Here is a 20,968-nt window from a genome sequence, read left to right on the forward strand (position 1 = left end):
TAATTCATTATGCAATAAATGCATATACTAAAGCCAATATAATTCCAACAAAACCAAACATGCCTAATCCTAAAATAGACATCAGATATACAAAAATAAATACGAATGCAAAAACACCAATCAGTTTTGCTTTTTGATTTTCCACCAGGTTAATTAAAGTCCTTGAAAATTCAGACGGAATATTATACGCATATAATCCGTTAGCAAGTTCGAATACAACCAGTGACAGCGGAGATGTAGAAGGTAAACTGTCCACCAACTGAGCTCTTTCTCCAGCTTCACGTCTGCTTCTGCCTACTCCTGCTCTGATTTTTGCACCGTTGTCAAGAGCAAACCATGCTGCATCAAGACCTGCACGAATTGCCAAATCTTTAGATGGGAATCTTGCAATGAAATCATCACCACCTTCCCTATAACCTTCAAGCTCACCGTCACATTCTGTTTCAATGAAGTTTTTGATTCCGGTCATCAAGTCTACAAGCTGATTTCTGCCGTTTTTATCAATAAATTTAGTGGAATCAATAAGATCAATGAATAAATAATTTTCCAAATCAACAGGACGGGATTCTTTAAGCAAAAATGGAGAATCAAATACCAGCGCATATTCTCCGCCAAGTTTTGTAAATGCAATTCCAGGGAAACTTCCAACATTTTGAGTGTAGTGAATTGCACGCTCAATGGAAGCTGCTCCAGTCATTCCCACTGCGGAAATTACCTGAATACCTTCAGACAATCCTATTCCAATAAGTTCAATAGCTACACGAATTGCATCATTTTTGCTTAACATTCTTGCAACAAGCTCAGTAGCTGTTTTTTCGACAATTTCTCCTTTTTCTGTTTGGATAATTTTTACAAAAATATTAATTAAATTAGAAGGATGTTCCAGTTCAATATAAAAATAACGGTCACTACCCATGATAATATTACTAACTAACGCATATTCTTCAACCCTATTTTCAGCAGGAGACAGTTCATAAAAACTGTATTCCTCAGGAATGTTTTCAGCACCCACATCACGTATAAGATTTTCCTGAATTGATTCTGAGGTAATTTGTGCTTTTTCCAGCTCAAAAAGAATAGTTTGAGTATAATTGAATAACTCTACATATTCTGTTTCCAGAGTATTTGTCGGGAAAAATTTTGTCCCCACAGCAATAGGATTAAGCTTTGTTGTGAGTTTGATATATGCTTTAGTTAGAAAACTAGTCATCGAATGCATCTCCTTTCTCAAGTTCTATTTCGAAATCACCAGGTTTTTCCAAAATCATATCAGGTTTGACAGATACAAATGGGAATTTCCAGGATCCCAGTCTTCCGGCTATTGTACTTGCAATATTTCTGGAGTTTCTTTTTATGAACACTTCATCATGAGAACTGACGCGCACTAATATGTTATATGGTGCGTTTTCGGTTACTTCATCAGCTAGCAGAATATTTAATTCAAAATTACCTGGTCTTGTAAATAAATCGTTACGAACTGCAATCAATGGCTTTTTCTCAAGGCCTAACCTGTCTGCTACAGTAACAGATATATTACCTGCGTTTTTAACAGCTAACTTATAATCTTTAGGATGCACCAGTACAAAAATCACATATGGTGCTGCGATTTCAACATCATCAACCATCTCAACGATTTTGTTGAACATTGGTATTTTTGAAAAGATATTTTCAAGCCTGGAATCCGCATTGTTTTCATTGTCAATACGAATGATAGCCTGTTTAGCAATGTTCAATGGAGAAATCTCGAGTCCTTCCTTACCAGTGTAGATTTCCCATTTTTTAAAGTTCAGTTCCTTGATAATCTCATCACAGATATGTTGAAGAATGTTTTTATCTTTTTTAGGTTTGTTTGGCTTACCAAAGGTAAGTCTGCCATTATCAATAATGAATGGAATTCTCATTGAAGAGATATTTCTGAATTCAGCAGCATAATCTCTGAATTTATCGTTAGATAATATTTTTGCTTTTTCACTTGTAGCAATTTCTAAAATAAAATGATCAGCATCATTACCTGCAGGAACTTCCTCCACATTTTCACTTTCCAGCAGTTTCAAGAATTTTTCCTTATCATCAATATCATGACGAAGTGATGCATCGGCAATAATTACAAATTCATCCTCACTTTCCTCAAGTGCTTTAACAGCAGCAAGAATATTACTCATTTGAGGTTGACCATTTTGATTTTTAACGTGAAAAGCTACATTTGAAGCATCAACTACAACTTTCATAATATCACCTAATCAACATTATATTATTTTTTAAATCAGTATACTATATTTGTTTAAATGTATATATAATATTTAAGTTATATGGTATTTATTGGATATTTTCCAAATAAAAATTTTTCACCACCGACATTATTTAGATAAATTTCAATGTCTGTGTCTGTAATATGGTAAACATTATATGAATTTTTGATTTTTCCTCTCAGCTTTGATGAACACAATGAACCTGCATTGACAACGACTGTTTCGTTTATTTTCCAAATATTCGGCACATGCTTGTGTCCGGATAAAACAAGGTCGACTTCATGGGTTGTTAATGTCTTTAGAATATCTCCCGCATCAGACAATACATTACGTTCACGTCCTGTCTGAGGAATCGGAACAATATGATGGTGCAGAGCTACAATGGAAAAATGATCGTTTATGACACACTCATCCAGCTGGTGTTCCAGCCACAAATGTTGAGGAGTTCCGATATGCCCCTTGTTTTCATCAGGAGAACTGCTGTCAAGACCGACAACTGTATATTTTTCACCAAATGTAAGTTTCCAGCTTTTTTCACCGACTAATTCTTCAAAACTTTGATAACCTAAATTACGTGAATCATGGTTTCCTGGAACGGCAAATAATGGTGCTTCAAACATTTCAAGATATTTGGTTGCCTGTTGAAACTCTTTATAATAACCATGTTCAGTGAGATCCCCGGTCAATATTATCATGTCCGGTTGTAAGTGATTGATTTCAGCTACAGCTTTCATGAATATTTCTTCATTAAACTCTGACGCACTTACATGCAAATCGGAAATGTGTGCAATAAATGTCATTATATCTATTGGTTTAATTTCATGATAGCTTCTGCAAGGTCTCCTTTGCACTCTTCAAGTGCAGCTCTTGCTTCATCTTCAGAAACATTGGCACTGTTAGCTACCATTTCAACATCTTCATCAGGAATTTCAATTTCATAGTCAAGTTCTACTTCACGTGCTTTACCTTCAATCTGGTAAGTTTCCTGACCCATTACATTCATTAGGCTTACACTAGGATTGTCGATGATTAATTCTTTTTCGTCAAAGCGGATAATGACTTCACGGACACCTTCAAGCTCGTCCATTTTCATTCCCATCTTTTTCATCTGTCTTTCCATCTGTTTCATTTGTTTTTTATTCATACCAGGTATCATTTTTAATCCTCAATAAAATAACTATTTATAATTATATTTCTAATTATTATTAAAAATTTGGTTGAATATTTAAAAAAAAATTAACGGATTTAATTGGTAAATCCGTATCCTTCAGTTTCAAATGTCTTTGCAACTTCCTTCAATACTTCAGGAATATTAATCTGCTGAGGACATTCCTCAATACAGGTTTCACATTCGCTGCAGTCTGAAGCAAGCCCCACATCAGGAAGTTTTGAATAGTTGAGATAAGCATTTCCGAACTGTGTCCATTCTTCCCCTTTTTTGTTTACAATCTTTTCTTTGTTGTACAAATCAAAGATTTTGGCAATGTTAATCTCTTCAGGACATGAGTCAACACAGTATCTGCACTTTGTACAGTCAACTGTAATGTTACTGTTGATAATTTCAGCAACTTCCTTGACTATTTCATGCTCTTCATCATTTAACGGTTTGAAGTTTTTAAATGATTCAATATTTTCTTTTAGCTGATTAAGGTTGCTTGCACCGGTTAAAGTGACATCTACTCCATCAAGACCTGCTACAAATCTCATTGCCCATGATGTAACAGGATCATCAGGATTATAATCCTTCATCAGTTTTTCAGCATCTTCAGGAACATCTGCTAAAAATCCTCCTTTGAAAGGTTCCATAACCATTACTGATTTGCCATATTTTTTTGCAACTTCCAGACATTTCCTAGATTCAATATTCTCATCTTCCCAGTCAAGGTAATTAATCTGCAATAAAACAAATTCCAGTTCAGGATGATCAAATAAAATTTCTTCAAGAAACTCAGAATCCCCATGTGTGGAAATACCAATATGCTTAATAAATCCTTCTTCTTTTTTCTTTTGTATGAATGAATATAAATCCACATTTTTCCATGCATTTTCAGTGAAGCCACTTACATTATGCAGCATGTAATAATCAAAGTAGTCAACACCGCAGTTTTCAAGCTGCTGAGCAAAAATAGGTTCCAACTGTGATTCTTCAGTAATTACAAACAAAGGAAGTTTTGTTGCAATTTTAAATGATTCACGAGGATATCTGTCCACTACAGTCTCTTTAAAAGTCTTTTCACCAACACCTTCATGGTAAACGAATGCAGTATCAAAATGGTTAAATCCACTTTCCATATACAAATCCACCATTTCATTTACCTGTTCAATATCAATGCTTGTAACATCATTTTCATCCAAAAGTGGAAGTCTCATCATTCCAAAACCTAAACTAGCCATTTTAATTCCCCAAAATACGATTTTTAAATTATATAACTCAATGAATATTCAATAATCTTTCCGTTGCTCGAAATTACCATAAATTTCGGCATTATTATCTATTATTAATATAATTATATTTTAAATCTTTTGATAGGCTATTGAAAAGAATACCTATTTAATCAATTATCATTATAACTATTTCCATGAACAAAAAACGATGCAACTGGGCAACTGATGTTGAAGAGATTTATGTAAAATACCATGATGAAGAGTGGGGAATTCCAACCCATGACGACAGGCAGCTATTTGAAATGCTTGTTCTGGAGTCATTTCAGGCAGGACTTTCATGGATAACAATACTTAAAAAGCGTGAAAACTTCAAAAAGGCCTTTGACAATTTTGATGTTGTTAAAGTGGCAAATTATGATGAAAATAAAGTCAACGAGCTTAGAGAAAATGCTGGAATTATCCGTCACAAAGGCAAAATCAATGCTGCAATCAAAAATGCCCAGGCATTCATTGAAATTCAGGACGAATTCGGAAGCTTTGATGAGTATATCTGGGGATTTACAGAGGGCAAAATCATTAAAGCAGAATTTCTGACAGAATCAGATTTATCCAAAAGGATTTCCAAAGATCTTAAAAAACGTGGAATGAGTTTTGTCGGTCCGACCATAATTTATTCGTATCTTGAATCAATAGGCATTATTGACAATCACCAGCAAAATTGCTTCAAGTATTGAAAATTACAATTCCACAAGTATATTTCCAAATTAAGACAATTTAATCAGGTTAAATCAATTTTAAAGTCTAAAAAATCAATAAGAATAAATATAATCAAATTTAATTAAGTATTATGGATATAGAATACATTAAAAATAATTATAGATTTGAAACATTGACACCAGACCATGATTTGACCGGCTTTGAATGCGACTCTGAAGATTTGAATGAATTTCTAAAAAAAGATGCGCTCAAACAGCAGCAGGAAAACCTGAATCATACAAAACTGATAACCTGCGATGAAAATATCATAGGTTTCGTATCATTATTGACAGATTCCATGAAACTGAAACTGTTAAGAGATGAAGTTCAAAAAGAAAAAATCAAAGACAAATTAAATATTTCTGAAAACAATACAATTCCTGCAATTAAAATAGGGCGTTTTGCAATTGACAAAAAATATTCTGGCAAAGGTTTAGGAACCAAAATTATCAGAAATATCATATCCAACATTCGTGAAATTGCTGAAACTCAAGTAGGTTTAAGATTTGTTATTGTTGAAGGATATGCATCAGCATATAACTTCTATGTCACACACAACAACTTTAAAAATTTAAAAAGAGATGAAAAGAAAATTAACCACATTCATCAAATTAAAAAACAAGACCCTACAAGGACATTCTACTTGTATTTTGATTTGAAAGATTTAGAATGAAAATTCCAAATCTTAATGTTTAACCTAAAATGGAACATTCCTTTGGGATTTTATTTTCTTTGCAAACTCCTTATCTTTTTCACTAGGTGGTTCATACATCCTTTTTAAAAATTCAATTGCATCTTTTCCTTCCAATTCTGGTGTTGGTCCTATTGGTTTAGCCATTTTTACACATCCATTGTTTCATTGATAATTTTCCTATACAATCCACAATTATTACACAAATTATATTTTGTATAATACCTCTAATATATTTTTCTTTTACATCAAATTTTATCATACTCCACAAAAGACCCCAAATCATTGAATTAATTGATAATAAATAACAAAAATCAAAATTAAGAACGCTCATATATCAAATATCAAATTAAAATGATAATTTTTTTACAATGACCCAAGTTAGAGTATTTCTACAAAATCACCCACAATGAGGAAAAAATGAATATTTAAGAAGATATACTCTTAAATATTAACACAATACATTAATACTCACTTGCAAATCTCATTGACGATAGCCAATGCATTAAGAGTTCTTGGAAAACCAATGTAAGGCATGATAACTGTTATTGCTGAAATTAATTTTTCCTTATCATTACCTACTGAGAGATTGCCCTGAGTATGTCCACTCAACTGATTTTCACAGCCGCCCAAACTTGAAAGAAATACAAAGGTTATCAGTTCCCTTTGCTGGTCATTTAAACCGTCACGAGTGTAAAAATCACCGAAGCAGTAACCTTCCAAAAACCTGTTGAAGTGCTGCTGGTCTTCAGGAGTGTTTTCTTTCATTGCTTTTATAAAATCTTCTCCAAAGTACCTGTTTTGAATTTCCAGACCTTTTTCATACCTGTTTTGAGGATTGGTATTTGATCTGTTTTCCAAAGGCATCTCGATTCCTTTTTTGTCAAATACCTTAATTACAACGCCAAAGAAATTGTGCGCCCTTCCAAATCCTACATAAGCAACAGACTGGTAGAGCAGTTCTTTAACTTCCTGCGGAGTTATATCCTTATCCAGAGCGGAAAGTAAAATCTTTTTAAATGCCTTAGGTGACTGACAGGCAATTAAACTTGCCAAAATAGCCAGAACGCTGTCTTTTTCAGATAATGTTGAGTGCTCAAATACTTCTCCAAAAGCAAAGTTTTTGAAAATTTCATGAAATTCAGGGTCGTTTTTCTCGATTCTTCCAAAATTGTCAAATAAATATTTCATGAATTAAAATTTAAAAAAATAAATATAAAAACATATCGTATCTAACATAGAATTCTTAAAAATCCCTGCACAATACTGTTTAAACTTTTCAAACCGTGAAAATATCTTTTTAAGTTCTTTTCATGCCATATTAATAATCCAGTGAAAAAATATTCACAGGTCATTGCATTGACTAGTTTTCATCACCACACTATTGAAAATCCAACACCATCAAGTGTGCTTTTTAATTAAAAATAGAGTTTATTATATTAATAGTTACAGAGAAATGATGAAAAATATCAATAGGTTTTTACATTAACATGAAGCATATTGAAATTTTACTTTAATTAAAAATTAAGATATATATCCAAGATTAAAAAAAGATGCAAAATGTAAGATTTTGGATGTTAAAGTGAAAATGATATAATTAACTACTCTTCAAGCAGAATTATGTTTTCAGGATTTACAGTTACATATTCAGGAATTACAAATTCATGCTCACGAATCTGCTTATCGACAATCCACCACAAACCGTTTTCAAGAGTAACTTCCCATTCAAATGGCATTTCCATTTTTGAAGCATTTGAAGTGTCGATTACATTAACATCATCCTTTTTACACGGAGTAAAATCATGAGCTCTTATTCCAATATGTGTAATATTTGGAGAGATTTTCTTGGATACTTCAAATGTAATTCCCCAGTCAAGAGATTTAAGATGATAATCATCAATTATTTCAATTTTAGAGATATTTTTACATCCTGTTAATCTGGCGACTTCAACTTTTTTTGGATTTTCAAACAGTTCATGAGTCTTTCCCTTTGCTATAATCTTTCCTTTATCCAGCACTATAATTTCGTCACAGAACTGGAAAGCCTCATCACGATCGTGAGTTACTAAAATAGAAAATCCGTCAAAACCTGTTAACAGATTGACAAGTTCCATACGTAACTGCCCTTTTAGAACTGTATCCATTGCACTAAACGGTTCATCTAACAATAATACATCAGGCCCATAAGCCAATATACGGGCTAAAGCAACCCTTTGCTGCTGACCTCCGGAAAGCTGTCTGGGATATCTTTTTTCAAGCCCTTCCAAATGAAAACGCTTAATCATTTCAGAAACGATTCCTTTATCATAATTTTTTGACAAACCGGCAGCAACATTTTCCTCAACAGTCATATTTGGAAATAAAGCATAATTCTGAAATAGATAACCCACATTTCTTTTTTGAGGTTTTAAATTAATCTTTTTTTCAGAATCAAAATAAACATGTTCTTCGCCAGTATTCAAACTTACAAAACCGCTATCAGGATTGACAATACCTGCAACGGATTTCAATGTCATACTTTTACCGCAGCCAGAAGGACCAAGAATGCCCAAACACCCTTCTTTCAATTCAAAATCAATATCTAAGTCAAATTCTTTAAGTTTTTTATGGATGTTTACTTTCAATGATTTATTGGCCATAATCCTTCCCCGCAGACATTAAAAAAATATTTAAATATATTTCTATACTTCGAAAATATAAAATTATCTCCATTGCTTTTCCTTACGTATAGAAACATAATCCATGATAAAAATAGCTACAAATGCTATAACAACAATTACAATTACGTAATTGAATGCTTCCCCCATATTTCCGGCAGCCACTTCAGAGTATACTGCCATAGGGAGTGTTCTGGTTAAACCTGCAATGTTACCTGCAAGCATAGCGGTAGCACCGAATTCGCCCAAACCACGGGCATATGCAAGAATTCCTCCACCGATAATTCCAGGCAGTGCATTTGCAAATAAAATTTTCCAGAAGATTTTCCACTCGGACATGCCCAATGTACGGCCGGCATCAAGCAGGTTGGAATCCACCTGTTCAAATGCACTTCGAGCGGAACGATACATTAAAGGAAAAGACATGACAACTGCGGCAATAACTGTCGCATGCCATGAGAAAGCTATTTTTACAGCGAAAAATTCTATAAAGAAACTTCCGATAGGTCCTCTGACACCAAAAATATACAGCAAAAAGAACCCTACTACAGTAGGAGGCAATACTAACGGCAATGTAAAAATACCGTCAAGTACACTCTTTATTGTATCATTTTTAATCATGACAATAGCCCAAGCAACAATCAACCCTACAAAAAAGGTTATTAAAATTGATAAGCTTGCTGTTTTCATTGAAATGAAAATTGGTGACCAATCTGTTGCCATGTTTATATTTCCTTTAAAATTTTTTGTTAATTATATATCTGCATGAATCCAATATTAAAATTTATTCATGAATTGTAAATCCATATTCTACAAATACATCTTTAGCTTCTTTAGTTTGTAAGAAGTCCATGAATGCTTTTGTAGCATCGTCATCAGTGGAATTTTTCAAAGCAGCTACTGGGTAAATAACTGGAGTTTTTAAAGCATTTTCAGGAGCTTCACAGACTACTTTTACATCATTAGTGGATTTAGCATCGGTCGCATATACAATACCGCATTCAGCAGATCCTTGAGCTACCTGGTTTAATACTGCAGTTACATCAGTACCTAATGATAATTTGGATTCAACATCATTCCATATGCCTGTGTTGTTTAACACTTCTTTAGCGTATTGTCCTGCAGGTACAGATTCAGGGTCTCCGATAGCGATGTTACCGCTTAAATTTTTCAAGTCATCGAATGAAGAAATGTTGCTGCTTGAGTTAGCAGGGACAATTAAAACAACTTTGTTTTCCAAGAACTGGAGGTTAGTGGAGTTATCAACTAAACCTTTTTCAGCTAAAGCATTCATCTGTTTATTAGCAGCAGACATAAATACATCCGCTTCCAAACCGTTTTCAATTTGGGTCTGCAAATCTCCGCTTGAAGCATAAGTTGGAGTAACTTTTACGCCAGGATATTTTTGTTCAAACATAGGGATTAATTTTTCGTCAAAAGCATTTTTCAAACTAGCTGCAGCAGCCAAGTTAACATCTTTTCCAGTTAAATTAGAATTAGAAGCATTACTGGAGTCACCGCCTAAAAAATCAAATAAACCAGCGGAAACTGAACCTACACTAATAATCGCTACCAAAGCGATAATACCAATGAGTAATAGTTTATTATATTTCATGATTATTCTCCTTTAAATTATATAAGCACTATATCAGAAATTCAATAATCCAAGATTAAATAATATGCCGACAGATAAACTCATACATATCCAAAGAGCAATGATATTACACATTTACATCCTGCATGAGCTTGAGAAAATAAACATAAAAGAAACTGAATAGAATTAATAAAACAATGATTTTTATTCAAATTCCCAACAATTTTCAACCATCAGCTCTATAACCTTAAATCATTAAATAAATATCATGATTAGCAATTATAATTTATAAAATTATGATATATAAATATTATCATATCGAGCAGTTTCATTTGAAAAATATGCCACATATTTATTACATTGTGAATTTCATTCACATTCGATAGTTAAAAGAACACTATCATCTAAAAAAAATAAGAAACAAAAAAAAAACCTAAAAACCATATATAGGCTATTTAAAAAAAAATAATTAGAAAAGAATTATAATTTTTTTAATTCTTCGATATTAGTCTCAATAAATTTCCTGTATTCAGGATTTGCCAATATCTTATACTGTTTTTTATCTGTCTTTTCATAAGCTTCAGCCATTATGGACTGTAACTCGTCAACGTCACTGTTTAGAATCATTTCATATTTATTTCTTTGATTATCGGATAATGATTCCAGACGAGGCTGAATTTTTGATTTGAATTTATCCACTAAATTCCTATTCTTTTTAGCCATTCTTTCAAGCATGAATGAAGGTACTAATGAAAAAAGATGTTCATACTGTTTAACATCATCATATGAAAGTTTTTCACTCATAATTTCACCATAATTTTCTAATTAGTATAATAGTTTAATTATTTAACTATTAATAGTTTTACAATAACTGCTAAAACTTAAAATAATCAAATTTCAGATATTCTGCAAATTAATGAACATTTGTTCCTATTCTTCAAACTCATTGAAAGAAAATTAATAAAGGTCAAAATAATCTTGCAAAGATTGATGAACCATGACTTGCCTGAAACATATTTCGAAAATAACACTATCCCCTTCAATAATAAGCCATTTATTATCAATATATTAGCAAATAATATATGATGTGATTAATACATACAAATGTATGAAACAGATGGTAAAATAGAACACAAAAATTACCTAATATTGTAGATTTAAAAACTGAAGAAATATATGGAAGATTATTCCAATAAAATGGATGTGAAAATATGGAAAAGAACAAAATAATGATAATTGCATTAATAGTAATTATTGCTGCACTACTAGTCGGAATAGTTGCAGTGATGCCTAATACAACTAAAAAAGATACAAAATTAACATTTAAGAGTAACTCCACATTAACCGAGGGAGATTCATTGAAAATTAAATTAACCGATGAAAACAAAACCGCAATAGCTAATCAGACAGTTAATATAACAATTACAAACAAAGATAAATCAAAAGATTATCACACTGTTGTTACTAATGACAAAGGTATAGGCACATTAAAACTTGAAAAAAGTCCTGGAAAATATAATGTTACAGTTACTTATAACGGAAATGACAATTATGCAGGATGTAATGCCACTAAAAAGATAACAATTGAAGAAAAAGTTGTTGAATCCCAAACAACAAGTTCAAGCAGCAGTCAAAGTAGCAGTCAGAGCAGTAATACACATACAATTATGGGAGAAGACGGATATTACTATGTAGTAGATGACAACGGAAACCATATTCAAACTTTAGGACCAAGTCAAAAATATTATCCTAACAATCCTAACAGTGTCAATTACCCAAATGCCGAATCTGGAGCAAAATATATTGATAAATCAAAATAAAGAAGTTAAATAATTAATAGATGCCTATGCATCTATATTTTTCTATTTTTTCAAGTTTTTTGGGAAATTGGTAAGATATATATGATAAATCAGTTTACTAAAAAAATATATTACTATGATTTGTATCAAAATATACGTTCTAGTTATATATTAAATTAAAAAAGATAATGAAACATTCTTCTAAAAAATAGACAATAAGACAGCCAATATTAAAATATTGGCTTTAATTAAAAAGTATACAAAATAACCTACATATCAAACAAATTAAAAAAAATATGCTATTGAAAAAAATAAAAAAAGAAGGAGAATCTAATCTCCCTTATTCCAGTTTACAATTCCATAAACAATACATAAAAGTGTGGATAAGATAATTCCAATGTAAACACCCCAAATCAGAGGATCTTCAATACCTAAAATCATCATTATGCATCACTTCCTTTTTTGTCTATGTTTGAAAATGCTTTATCAACAACCTCTTGAGCAGGAGGTTTGGTAAGTAAACTTACAACAATTGTAAATATTGCTGCAACAGGAACTGCTATCAACATTACGTCCATAAATGGCCATGGAGCCTGAGGTAAAATTGTTTCTACGCCAAATATGAATTTACAGATTCCAAGCCCAACAGCAGTTTTCTTAAATACAAATATCAGCCAGAACAAACTTACTAATGTTCCGGATACTATTCCTGCAATAGCTCCCAGTCTTGTAATGCCTTTCCAGTAAAGTGCACCTAAAAATACTGGCAGGAATGCTGCTGCACAGATTTCAAAGAACAGACTTGTACCGAGTGCAACTACACTTCCAGGAAGTGAATATGCCATAATCAATGCTAAAATAATAGCTATTAAAATACCCACTCTTGAAATAGATACCTGATCAAGTTTCTGTTTGGATTTGTCCCTTATTACAGAGTAAATATCAACACCGAAAGCTGTTCCCTGTGTGTGCAATTGTGAAGATATTGTAGACATTGCAGCTGCAATCAGGGATAACAGGAAGATATATACAAACCATTCAGGTAGCGCCATTGTAATAAATGTTGGAATGATTTTATCAATGTTTCCTCCAACTACATCCACAGCGATTTTTCCCACTTTGTCGAAGAAATATACATTTGAAAGAGATCCGACGATATATGCAGTAGTAGGCATTATTGCAATGAAGATTCCTCCAATTAAAACAGACCTGTTGAGTTCTTTGTCTGATTTAACAGTCATGAACCTTACAATCAATGAAGGTTGTGCGAGTACCCCAATACCTACACCGATTAATGTGGATGAAACTAAAGACCACCAGAACGGACTTCCAAACTCTGGGAACGACGTCCATCCCGTACCTCCAGTTGCCATAGCATCTGCAGGATATAGATTACCCATATTTGTTAATGCAGTGTTTGCAGTGTCAACTCCTCCAAGTAACCAATATACGAATACTAAAAGGAATACCATTGCAATAACCATGATTGTTCCTTGAAGAGCATCGGTATACATTACTCCACGGATTCCACCAAACAGTACATAGAATGTGATAATAATTGATAAGATTAAAAGTGCAATACTGAAATCAATCAGTAAGGAAGATTCTAAAAATCTTGCAGCCCCAATCAATACTACAGCTGCATAAATCGGCATTGCGCAGAAAATAATTAATCCTGAAGCATATTGGATAAATTTTGAGTCAAAACGTTTTCCTAAAAACTCAGGGAAGGTCAGTGATTCCAAAGCATGACCCATACGACGAGTTCTTTTTCCTAAAAATACAAATGCGATGAATACACCAATAATAATGTTTAAGAATGCTAACCATAAAACACTCATACCATATTGGCCCGCAACACCTCCGAAACCGACAATAGCCGCTGTCGAGATAAATGTAGCACCATAACTCATTGCCATGATAAATGGATGTGTATCTTTACCAGCAATCATGAAGTCTTCAGAGGAATTAGTCTTTTTGTATGCATAATAACCTACGAAAACAAGTGCGAATATGTAGATTATAAATACAATTGCTAAAATCATAACGTCCATAAATAATTACCTCTAAGAAATATTAAATTATTTTTAATATTACATTAAGTAATTTGAAATATAACTTATATAAAGATTACTAAAATACAATAATGTACATTTTTGTACTATGAAAATAATAATTAAAAAAAATTAGACAATGAAATAGCCGACACCCTTAAAGATGCCTGCTTCAATGCCCTCATATTTATATTTAAACAGCAATTTCAACGCATCATCAACATGCCATTCAGCAGGAGATGTCAGCCTGATTTCAAGTTTTAAATCATCCACCATATGCTGATAGATAGCTGATTTCAACAGTTCACTGTGCTCATCATCTATTTCATCCATCATAGGAATAATTTCATATGCCCTTATGTAATTTCCGGAAAACAAGTTCAAAAGAAATGGAAGCATGAGCTTTATTATGTCCCCTTTGGCAAGTTCGATTAGTTTTTCACTGCATTCCATCATAAGATCCTCATTCTTATTGAGACATGCAATTTGAGCTTTCTGCTGAAGAGCCTCCTCATAGTTTTCATCGATTTCAAGTGCTCTATTGCAGAACTTTAAAGCAGATTCTGAATCCCCGAGCACATCATAAAATTTAGCGACAGACAATGTGAAATATTTGTCATCCTCATCAATCAGCCTTTCAAACTCAGATAATGACTTGAAAGCCTTTTCATCCTGTTTTAGGAAAATATGGCATCTGATTTTTTCATACCACAACAGCCTGTCGTAAGGCATATCTTCAATTAATGAATTTAAAAGTTTCAGGCATTTTTCATATTCCTCCAGCTCCATGAGAGAATTTATCTTATATATCAGCATGTATGAGTAATCCTCATCACTGCTTGATACCCTGTCAAAATATTTTAAAGCCGCATCATAATTTTTTTCATCATACTCCCTTTTACCATTTACAATATTGGAATTCATGATAATCACCAATTTATTTTATGATTAAAGACTTATAAATAGTTTATTGAAAAAATAAAGTAATTATTGATGTTAAAATAAAATATTACAAACTTAAATCAATTTTTATTTCAGCATGTAAAAATACTAAAATTAAACAGTACAACAAAGTTTTAAATGAAATGAACACTATAATTAAACAGTGATAAAATTTTAAAATAGGGATAAAATGTTTTGGAATGAAAAAGCAGAATGTATGGAAAAAGAAGAAAAAGAAAAAATACAACTAGAAAGACTTCAAAAGACTGTGAAACTCGCATATGACAATGTTGAGTTTTACAAAAAAAGATTTGACGCTATTGGACTGAAACCAGAAGACATTAAAACACTAGAAGACATTGAAAAAATCCCATACACTACCAAAAGTGATTTAAGAGAAGCTTATCCTTTAGGATTGCTTGCAGTCCCACGTGAAGAAATTGTAGAAGTACACGCATCTTCAGGAACCACCGGAAAACCTACAGTAACAGCATACACCAGAAATGACTTGGACATCTGGGGAGAATGTATTGCAAGAGGTCTTAAAATGGCAGGTGCTGAAAAAGACTACATTATCCAAAATGCTTACGGATACGGATTATTTACAGGAGGTTTTGGAATTCACCACGGTGGAAATAAAATGGGTGCAATTACAATACCTATTTCAGCAGGAAATACAAAAAGGCAACTCGATACCATGGTCGACTTCCAAAGTGATATCCTAACATGTACTCCTTCCTATGCAATGTATCTTGGTGAATCAAGAGAAAAAGCAGGAATTCCACTAGAAGACATTAATCTGAAAGCGGGAATTCACGGAGCAGAAATGTGGACCGATGAAATGAGAAAAAGAATCGAAGCATCTCTTGGAATAAAAACCCATAATATCTACGGTTTAACAGAAGTTATGGGACCTGGTGTTGCTCAGGAATGTGAATACCAGAACGGAATGCACATTCAGGATGATTTATTCTATCCCGAAATCATCAACCCTGAAACCGGAGAAACATTAAATCCTGGTGAAAAAGGAGAACTGGTTTTAACATCATTAACCAAAACAGGAATGCCTATTTTAAGATTTAGAACTAAAGACCTGACTTCACTAATTGCAGAAAAATGTGAATGCGGAAGAACAACAGTTAGAATGACAAGAATCACAGGTAGAAGTGACGACATGTTAAAAATCAAAGGTGTTATGGTATTCCCATCACAAATCGAAAAGGCTTTGCTTAAAGTTAGCGGAATCAGTCCTAACTATATGATTCACGTAACAAGACCTGATATCTTAGATGAAGTTGAAGTTAAAGTTGAAGCTACAAAAGAACTGTTCTCAGATGAAATGAAAGAGATGGAAAGAGTAGAAAAAGAAATTCAGGCATCAATCAGATCTGAAACAGGTATAAGAGTAGATGTAAGTATTGTCGAACCGGAATCACTTCCAAGAAGTGAAGGTAAAGCTGTCCGTGTAATCGATGAAAGGAATTTATAAAGGTGATAAAATGGCAGTAAAACAAATTTCAATTTTTGTAGAAAACAAAGAGGGAAGAATTAAAAAAGCTATTGATACATTAGCAAAACAGAATATTAACATTCGTGCACTTTCAATAGCAGATACCACAAAATATGGAATTTTAAGATTAATCGTTTCAGACAATGAAAAAGCGATTGAAGCTCTTGAAGCTGATGGTTTCATTGTTAAAGAAAACGAAGTAATTATCTTAGCTGTTCCTGATGAACCTAATGGATTAAACTCCACTTTAGCTATTTTCGATGATAAAAACATTAATCTGGAATACTTATATGCATTTGTAAGCAGCAAAACAGATGAAGCTATAGTAGTTATGAGATTAGAAAACATGGAAAAAGCTATCGAAGCTTTAAATAATAGCGATATTAAAATTTTAGATGAAAGCGATATTAAAGACCTTTAGAAAAGATTAACCTCTTTTCTACTACTTTTTTTAAAATGACATCTGTAAAAATCACCTTAAAAGACATTATAAGATATACTTTCAGCAATTATAAGACTGTTCTTCTGATTGCGACATTAATGCTTGTTATTTCAGCTTTGGGATATATTTCAGAAAACCGTTCTGACATCATATCTCCCATAGCAGCAATCCTTTTAGACATATTGATTTTTATTGAAGTTGGATACGGTGCAGAAATCATTAGAACAAGTTATTTGGGACATGATACTCCTCCCAAGTTAACTAACATATGGGAATTAATTAAAGAAGGATTTAAGAGAACTTTAATTTATTTAGCCTATGGATTGATTTCTATATTATTATTCAGAATAGAAACATATTTTCCATTTTACAGCATAGAAGCTGCTGTTTGCGACTTTTTAATTATTGTTGTTAACGTTTTATTGAGTTTAGGTATGATTAATAAATTTATACACAACAACGAGTTTAAAAAAGCTTTCAACTTGAAGGAAATGCTGATGTTATTTAAACAGTATAAACTAAAAAAATTAATCTACGTAATAATCAGCATACTTATTTCACAGTCCTTTGTAATTTCATGTATTGTGGATATTCATCCAGGATTAACAATTATTGACGTAATACTAGCAATTTTAACTTTCTTTTTAGCCCCACTTACATTAATTTCAACAAAACGATTAATCGGATTAACATTTAAAGAAATTATTCCAAAAAATTGAAAAGAAAAGACTTAAAATATTTTTCTTTAATTTTAAGTACCTTTTCTAAAGGAACACAATTTTTTAAGAGATCTCCCGGTTTTTCATCGGATTTAAGTAAATTTAAAATGATTTGCTCAATACATGCATGATTATGAAAAAAAATGAGAGTATCAACTAAAAAAAAGCGCTGAAATATAAAAAAAGTAAAGAAAATAGCTATAATTCTTTCAACATGTTAGCTATATCTTCTTTTGAGTAACCTAAACGTACAAAAAGACTTTTGAGCGGATCAGTTTCAGGAACAACACCTAATTCTCTCCAGCTTTTAAAATCATTTTTTAAAATCCCATTAATTAAAAGTTGAATAGTAATTAAATCATCACTTTTAACAGCAATGAATGCATCTTCCTCATCAAAAACATTATCCGGGTCAATTAATGTTAAGTTACCTGCCATATCTTTTTTTACAATTGCATTGTCAATTTTGTAAGCCATAATACCACAACGTTGTTATCTAATTAAAAGTTTATTTAAAATACTATATAAAATTTAACCTTTGATAGATTTATAACCGCTTTCAATAGCTTTTAAATTCATTTCATGGAATTTAGGTTTTAAATTATTTTTCATTGCATCAATAACTGAATCTTTTGTAAGAGGAAACTTATCATCAGCAGTTACTGCACCTAAAAGTACCATATTCAATGACAGGACACTGCCTGCATCAATAGCCAGCTGAGTTCCGTCAATAGGAAGAACATGTTTAAAGTTTTCCTTTAATGTTTTGGTTATACTGTCAACACTCGGATAAGGTTTATCTGTTGAAGACGGAATGATCGGATGGGTATTGTAAACAATTTTAGTATCTTCGTTAACTTTATCAAGTCCCCTAATTGTTTCAATTGGCTCAAAAGCAAGCAACATATTTGCACCCTGATTTGGGATAATTGAAGAGTTAAATCCACCTATTTTTAATTCTGTAGAAACAGAACCTCCTCTTTGAGACATTCCGTGAATTTCACTCATTACTACATCCAAACCCTGATTCATAGCAGCTTCACCGATTATTGTAGAGGTTTTAATAATTCCTTGGCCCCCTACGCCACAAATATAAATACTATAATGATTATCCATTTTCTCACCTACCTGCCTCTAGTGCACCATATTTACAGACCTGAATACATACATTGCATCCGTCACATTGTGCTTTATCAATAACAATTTTTCCATTGATTTTTGAAATAGCAGGACATGCCAGTTCACTGACACATTTGTCACAATTATTACAATTCTTTTCAATTAAATTAACTGGTGGTTTTTTGGTTAAACCTTTAATTAATGTACATGGAGCTTTAGAAATAATAACTGCTGTATCATCTCTTTGGAATGCTTCAACATAAGTTTTAACAACCTGTTCCAGATTAAATGGGTTGATTACACGTACATAATCACATCCGCAAGCAAGAGCTAATTTACGAATGGAAACTTCAGGAGCATCATCCCCCATTCCATCAACAGGAATACCCGGATTTGGCTGACCGCCAGTCATTGCTGTAATTCTGTTGTCCAAAACAGTCAGGACAAAGTTATGTTTGTTGTGAACTGCATTAATCAATGGTGAAACACCGCTGTGGAAAAATGTTGAATCACCGATAAAGCTTGCAACTTTTTGGTCAGTTGATACTGAAAATCCGCAACCGTCCCCTACGCTTGAACCCATTGACAGAAGATAATCTGCAGCGTTATAAGGCGGGTTGATACCTAATGTATAACATCCTATATCTGAAGCGAATACCACATCTGAAGTTTGTAAACCTAATTCTTCAATAGCTTTGTTTATTCCATAATACATCGCTCTGTGAGGACATCCTGCACATAAAACCGGAGCTCTGTTTGGAATATCCTCCTGTAATTTTTCCAAACTTGATGAAAATTTGAGATCAATATTATCAGAGAAATTCAATATTTTATTTAAACCGTTTGCAACAACATCAGAATTGAATTCATGATAAAGCGGGAATGTTCCATCTAACTTACCGTGAACAGAAACATTTAAGTTTTTAGCACCTATGGTAGCTAAAGTTTCCCTTTCCATAATCGGGTCAACTTCTTCAACAATGAATACTTCGTCAATGCCTTCTAAAAATTCAGCGACCTTTTCCTGCGGGAACGGATATGAAAATCCTAATTTTAAAATGTCAACATCCAGATTGTTGAATTTGACAACATCATGAGCATAGTTATATGCACTGCTTGAAGCGATTAAACCATATTTTTTATCATCAGCAAAATCAATTTCTTTGTTAAATTCACTTTTATTGGTTTCTTCTTCAAGTTTGTGAATCTTATCCCATAGTCTTACATGCATATCTCCTGCAAAAGCAGGAACAGGAACATATTTTGAAGGGTCTTTATTGAAGTGACCTCTTTTCCAATGGTTTTCATTGTTTGAGGAGTTATCTTTAACATCCCCAAATTCAACAACTCCCCTCATGTGAGATACACGGGTTGTTGTTCTAACAATTACAGGCAAATTGATTTGTTCAGATAAATCAAATGCGTATTTTACCATATCTTTTACTTCCTGACAGTTTGACGGTTCCAAAATAGGCACATTGGCTAATCTTGCATAGTTACGGGTGTCCTGCTCGTTTTGAGATGAAAACAATGAAGGATCATCAGCGGATAAAATAACCATTCCACCATTTACGCCTGAATATGCAGTTGTCATGAATGAATCTGCCGCAACATTCATACCCACATGCTTCATGAATGTGAATGACCTGAGACCTGAAGCGGCGGCAGTTGCTGCAACCTCCATCGCTACCTTTTCATTAGTAGAAAATTCAAAATAAATATTAGCATCTTTTGCCAATACTGATAATACATTTCCAATTTCTGAAGAAGGAGTACCTGGATATGTAGCTGCAATAGAAACGCCTGCTTCTATAACACCTCTTACAGCAGCTTCATTACCTAGTAAAAATTGTTTATCACCAGATTCTCCTGTGACTAATTCTTTTAAATTCATTATATTTTCCTCAAAGTAATCATTTATACATATATAATATTTCACTTCAAAGTATAAATATTATATTAAAAATGAAAAAAATTACATGATAAAATCTAATTTTAAATTCAACAAAATCAGTTAACTCTTCCGGAAACCTCTTTAAAAAAAATAATCA

23 protein-coding genes and 1 pseudogene are annotated in these 20,968 nt (G+C 32.6%); 7 read left to right on the forward strand and 17 right to left on the reverse strand.

The window, feature by feature from the left end; translation table 11 throughout:
• Positions 1 to 7: 7 nt before the first annotated feature.
• The 4 genes from QZN33_RS01330 to QZN33_RS01345 all read right to left on the reverse strand — a co-directional run bounded on the left by QZN33_RS01330 (position 8) and on the right by QZN33_RS01345 (position 3,405).
• On the reverse strand, positions 8 to 1,210 hold the full coding sequence (locus tag QZN33_RS01330; RefSeq protein WP_296788761.1) for a hypothetical protein: 1,203 nt from the start codon (positions 1,208 to 1,210) through the stop codon (positions 8 to 10).
• Positions 1,203 to 2,228 carry a Zc3h12a-like ribonuclease gene (locus QZN33_RS01335; RefSeq protein WP_296788765.1) on the reverse strand — a complete coding sequence of 342 codons (1,026 nt, stop codon included), beginning with the start codon at positions 2,226 to 2,228 and terminating at the stop codon, positions 1,203 to 1,205. The genes QZN33_RS01330 and QZN33_RS01335 overlap by 8 nt, the downstream gene beginning before the upstream one ends.
• Positions 2,229 to 2,305: 77 nt before the next feature.
• Positions 2,306 to 3,049: a metallophosphoesterase gene (locus QZN33_RS01340; protein ID WP_296788768.1), complete on the reverse strand. Its 744-nt coding sequence runs from the start codon at positions 3,047 to 3,049 to the stop codon at positions 2,306 to 2,308.
• A gap of 5 nt (positions 3,050 to 3,054) precedes the next feature.
• Positions 3,055 to 3,405 carry a nascent polypeptide-associated complex protein gene (locus tag QZN33_RS01345; protein WP_296788770.1) on the reverse strand — a complete coding sequence of 117 codons (351 nt, stop codon included), beginning with the start codon at positions 3,403 to 3,405 and terminating at the stop codon, positions 3,055 to 3,057.
• Between the two features lie 92 nt (positions 3,406 to 3,497).
• On the opposite strand from QZN33_RS01345, the gene QZN33_RS11735 reads away from it, so the two are divergent.
• Complete coding sequence (locus QZN33_RS11735) at positions 3,498 to 3,614, forward strand: virulence factor TspB C-terminal domain-related protein (RefSeq protein ID WP_369333247.1); 117 nt, start codon at positions 3,498 to 3,500, stop codon at positions 3,612 to 3,614.
• Here the strand turns inward: QZN33_RS11735 and QZN33_RS01350 are convergent.
• Positions 3,573 to 4,643, reverse strand: a pseudogene (locus QZN33_RS01350) (aldo/keto reductase); the annotation flags it as partial. The gene QZN33_RS11735 and the pseudogene QZN33_RS01350 sit on opposite strands and share 42 nt — an antisense overlap.
• Before the next feature lie 185 nt (positions 4,644 to 4,828).
• Here QZN33_RS01350 and QZN33_RS01355 point away from each other — a divergent pair.
• Together QZN33_RS01355 and QZN33_RS01360 are read left to right on the forward strand one after the other, a co-directional pair.
• Complete coding sequence (locus QZN33_RS01355) at positions 4,829 to 5,368, forward strand: DNA-3-methyladenine glycosylase I (RefSeq protein ID WP_296788775.1); 540 nt, start codon at positions 4,829 to 4,831, stop codon at positions 5,366 to 5,368.
• Between the two features lie 113 nt (positions 5,369 to 5,481).
• Positions 5,482 to 6,063 carry a GNAT family N-acetyltransferase gene (locus QZN33_RS01360; protein ID WP_296788778.1) on the forward strand — a complete coding sequence of 194 codons (582 nt, stop codon included), beginning with the start codon at positions 5,482 to 5,484 and terminating at the stop codon, positions 6,061 to 6,063.
• A gap of 24 nt (positions 6,064 to 6,087) precedes the next feature.
• Here QZN33_RS01360 and QZN33_RS01365 read toward each other — a convergent pair whose 3' ends face one another.
• The 6 genes from QZN33_RS01365 to QZN33_RS01390 all read right to left on the reverse strand — a co-directional run bounded on the left by QZN33_RS01365 (position 6,088) and on the right by QZN33_RS01390 (position 11,136).
• Entirely contained in the window at positions 6,088 to 6,228 is a 141-nt protein-coding gene (locus QZN33_RS01365) for a hypothetical protein (RefSeq protein WP_296788781.1), read from the reverse strand.
• Positions 6,229 to 6,552: 324 nt separating this feature from the next.
• Positions 6,553 to 7,272: a carboxymuconolactone decarboxylase family protein gene (locus tag QZN33_RS01370; protein WP_296788784.1), complete on the reverse strand. Its 720-nt coding sequence runs from the start codon at positions 7,270 to 7,272 to the stop codon at positions 6,553 to 6,555.
• 410 nt (positions 7,273 to 7,682) lie between these two features.
• Positions 7,683 to 8,720: a sulfate/molybdate ABC transporter ATP-binding protein gene (locus QZN33_RS01375; RefSeq protein ID WP_296788786.1), complete on the reverse strand. Its 1,038-nt coding sequence runs from the start codon at positions 8,718 to 8,720 to the stop codon at positions 7,683 to 7,685.
• Positions 8,721 to 8,783: 63 nt separating this feature from the next.
• On the reverse strand, positions 8,784 to 9,461 hold the full coding sequence (gene modB / locus QZN33_RS01380; RefSeq protein ID WP_296788789.1) for a molybdate ABC transporter permease subunit: 678 nt from the start codon (positions 9,459 to 9,461) through the stop codon (positions 8,784 to 8,786).
• 61 nt (positions 9,462 to 9,522) lie between these two features.
• Positions 9,523 to 10,353: a molybdate ABC transporter substrate-binding protein gene (modA, locus tag QZN33_RS01385; RefSeq protein WP_296788792.1), complete on the reverse strand. Its 831-nt coding sequence runs from the start codon at positions 10,351 to 10,353 to the stop codon at positions 9,523 to 9,525.
• Between the two features lie 459 nt (positions 10,354 to 10,812).
• Positions 10,813 to 11,136: a hypothetical protein gene (locus QZN33_RS01390; RefSeq protein WP_296788795.1), complete on the reverse strand. Its 324-nt coding sequence runs from the start codon at positions 11,134 to 11,136 to the stop codon at positions 10,813 to 10,815.
• 407 nt (positions 11,137 to 11,543) lie between these two features.
• Between QZN33_RS01390 and QZN33_RS01395 the strand changes: the two genes are divergently transcribed.
• The gene (locus tag QZN33_RS01395; RefSeq protein WP_296788798.1) at positions 11,544 to 12,152 is read left to right on the forward strand and encodes a carboxypeptidase-like regulatory domain-containing protein; all 609 of its coding nucleotides are present in this window, start codon (positions 11,544 to 11,546) and stop codon (positions 12,150 to 12,152) included.
• A 309-nt stretch (positions 12,153 to 12,461) separates the two neighbouring features.
• On the opposite strand, the gene QZN33_RS11715 is transcribed toward QZN33_RS01395, so the two are convergent.
• The 3 genes from QZN33_RS11715 to QZN33_RS01405 form a co-directional block, all read right to left on the reverse strand.
• A complete protein-coding gene (locus QZN33_RS11715) occupies positions 12,462 to 12,575 on the reverse strand; it encodes a symporter small accessory protein (RefSeq protein ID WP_342764127.1) in 114 nt (37 codons plus the stop codon).
• On the reverse strand, positions 12,575 to 14,185 hold the full coding sequence (locus QZN33_RS01400) for a sodium:solute symporter (protein WP_296788801.1): 1,611 nt from the start codon (positions 14,183 to 14,185) through the stop codon (positions 12,575 to 12,577). The genes QZN33_RS11715 and QZN33_RS01400 overlap by 1 nt, the downstream gene beginning before the upstream one ends.
• A gap of 132 nt (positions 14,186 to 14,317) precedes the next feature.
• On the reverse strand, positions 14,318 to 15,109 hold the full coding sequence (locus QZN33_RS01405; RefSeq protein WP_296788804.1) for a lipopolysaccharide assembly protein LapB: 792 nt from the start codon (positions 15,107 to 15,109) through the stop codon (positions 14,318 to 14,320).
• 208 nt (positions 15,110 to 15,317) lie between these two features.
• On the opposite strand from QZN33_RS01405, the gene QZN33_RS01410 reads away from it, so the two are divergent.
• The 3 genes from QZN33_RS01410 to QZN33_RS01420 are packed head-to-tail and all read left to right on the forward strand — an operon-like array spanning position 15,318 to position 17,798.
• The gene (locus tag QZN33_RS01410; protein ID WP_296788805.1) at positions 15,318 to 16,616 is read left to right on the forward strand and encodes a phenylacetate--CoA ligase family protein; all 1,299 of its coding nucleotides are present in this window, start codon (positions 15,318 to 15,320) and stop codon (positions 16,614 to 16,616) included.
• Between the two features lie 10 nt (positions 16,617 to 16,626).
• Positions 16,627 to 17,058: an amino acid-binding protein gene (locus tag QZN33_RS01415; RefSeq protein WP_296788806.1), complete on the forward strand. Its 432-nt coding sequence runs from the start codon at positions 16,627 to 16,629 to the stop codon at positions 17,056 to 17,058.
• Between the two features lie 35 nt (positions 17,059 to 17,093).
• Positions 17,094 to 17,798 (forward strand): DUF4013 domain-containing protein, encoded by a 705-nt coding sequence (locus QZN33_RS01420; protein ID WP_296788808.1) that lies wholly within the window; start codon positions 17,094 to 17,096, stop codon positions 17,796 to 17,798.
• 198 nt (positions 17,799 to 17,996) lie between these two features.
• On the opposite strand, the gene QZN33_RS01425 is transcribed toward QZN33_RS01420, so the two are convergent.
• The 3 genes from QZN33_RS01425 to iorA are packed head-to-tail and all read right to left on the reverse strand — an operon-like array spanning position 17,997 to position 20,811.
• A complete protein-coding gene (locus tag QZN33_RS01425) occupies positions 17,997 to 18,275 on the reverse strand; it encodes a hypothetical protein (protein WP_296788810.1) in 279 nt (92 codons plus the stop codon).
• A 54-nt stretch (positions 18,276 to 18,329) separates the two neighbouring features.
• Entirely contained in the window at positions 18,330 to 18,914 is a 585-nt protein-coding gene (locus QZN33_RS01430; RefSeq protein ID WP_296788812.1) for an indolepyruvate oxidoreductase subunit beta, read from the reverse strand.
• Between the two features lie 4 nt (positions 18,915 to 18,918).
• Positions 18,919 to 20,811 (reverse strand): indolepyruvate ferredoxin oxidoreductase subunit alpha, encoded by a 1,893-nt coding sequence (iorA, locus tag QZN33_RS01435; protein WP_296788814.1) that lies wholly within the window; start codon positions 20,809 to 20,811, stop codon positions 18,919 to 18,921.
• Positions 20,812 to 20,968: the final 157 nt, after the last annotated feature.

Source organism: uncultured Methanobrevibacter sp. (assembly GCF_900314615.1).
In the GTDB taxonomy this organism is placed as follows: domain Archaea; phylum Methanobacteriota; class Methanobacteria; order Methanobacteriales; family Methanobacteriaceae; genus Methanocatella.

Bases quoted from the DNA above. Each gene is read 5' to 3' on its own strand.
- QZN33_RS01395 (WP_296788798.1), top strand. From the start codon at position 11,544: ATGGAAAAGAACAAAATAATGATAATTGCATTAATAGTAATTATTGCT.
- QZN33_RS01405 (WP_296788804.1), bottom strand. From the start codon at position 15,109: ATGAATTCCAATATTGTAAATGGTAAAAGGGAGTATGATGAAAAAAAT.
- QZN33_RS01400 (WP_296788801.1), bottom strand. From the start codon at position 14,185: ATGGACGTTATGATTTTAGCAATTGTATTTATAATCTACATATTCGCA.
- QZN33_RS01370 (WP_296788784.1), bottom strand. From the start codon at position 7,272: ATGAAATATTTATTTGACAATTTTGGAAGAATCGAGAAAAACGACCCT.
- iorA (WP_296788814.1), bottom strand. From the start codon at position 20,811: ATGAATTTAAAAGAATTAGTCACAGGAGAATCTGGTGATAAACAATTT.
- QZN33_RS01415 (WP_296788806.1), top strand. From the start codon at position 16,627: ATGGCAGTAAAACAAATTTCAATTTTTGTAGAAAACAAAGAGGGAAGA.
- QZN33_RS01410 (WP_296788805.1), top strand. From the start codon at position 15,318: ATGTTTTGGAATGAAAAAGCAGAATGTATGGAAAAAGAAGAAAAAGAA.
- QZN33_RS01345 (WP_296788770.1), bottom strand. From the start codon at position 3,405: ATGATACCTGGTATGAATAAAAAACAAATGAAACAGATGGAAAGACAG.
- modB (WP_296788789.1), bottom strand. From the start codon at position 9,461: ATGGCAACAGATTGGTCACCAATTTTCATTTCAATGAAAACAGCAAGC.
- QZN33_RS01365 (WP_296788781.1), bottom strand. From the start codon at position 6,228: ATGGCTAAACCAATAGGACCAACACCAGAATTGGAAGGAAAAGATGCA.
- QZN33_RS01425 (WP_296788810.1), bottom strand. From the start codon at position 18,275: ATGGCTTACAAAATTGACAATGCAATTGTAAAAAAAGATATGGCAGGT.
- QZN33_RS01360 (WP_296788778.1), top strand. From the start codon at position 5,482: ATGGATATAGAATACATTAAAAATAATTATAGATTTGAAACATTGACA.
- QZN33_RS01430 (WP_296788812.1), bottom strand. From the start codon at position 18,914: ATGGATAATCATTATAGTATTTATATTTGTGGCGTAGGGGGCCAAGGA.
- QZN33_RS01330 (WP_296788761.1), bottom strand. From the start codon at position 1,210: ATGACTAGTTTTCTAACTAAAGCATATATCAAACTCACAACAAAGCTT.
- QZN33_RS11715 (WP_342764127.1), bottom strand. From the start codon at position 12,575: ATGATGATTTTAGGTATTGAAGATCCTCTGATTTGGGGTGTTTACATT.
- QZN33_RS01390 (WP_296788795.1), bottom strand. From the start codon at position 11,136: ATGAGTGAAAAACTTTCATATGATGATGTTAAACAGTATGAACATCTT.
- QZN33_RS01420 (WP_296788808.1), top strand. From the start codon at position 17,094: ATGACATCTGTAAAAATCACCTTAAAAGACATTATAAGATATACTTTC.
- QZN33_RS01335 (WP_296788765.1), bottom strand. From the start codon at position 2,228: ATGAAAGTTGTAGTTGATGCTTCAAATGTAGCTTTTCACGTTAAAAAT.
- QZN33_RS01355 (WP_296788775.1), top strand. From the start codon at position 4,829: ATGAACAAAAAACGATGCAACTGGGCAACTGATGTTGAAGAGATTTAT.
- QZN33_RS01375 (WP_296788786.1), bottom strand. From the start codon at position 8,720: ATGGCCAATAAATCATTGAAAGTAAACATCCATAAAAAACTTAAAGAA.
- QZN33_RS01340 (WP_296788768.1), bottom strand. From the start codon at position 3,049: ATGACATTTATTGCACACATTTCCGATTTGCATGTAAGTGCGTCAGAG.
- modA (WP_296788792.1), bottom strand. From the start codon at position 10,353: ATGAAATATAATAAACTATTACTCATTGGTATTATCGCTTTGGTAGCG.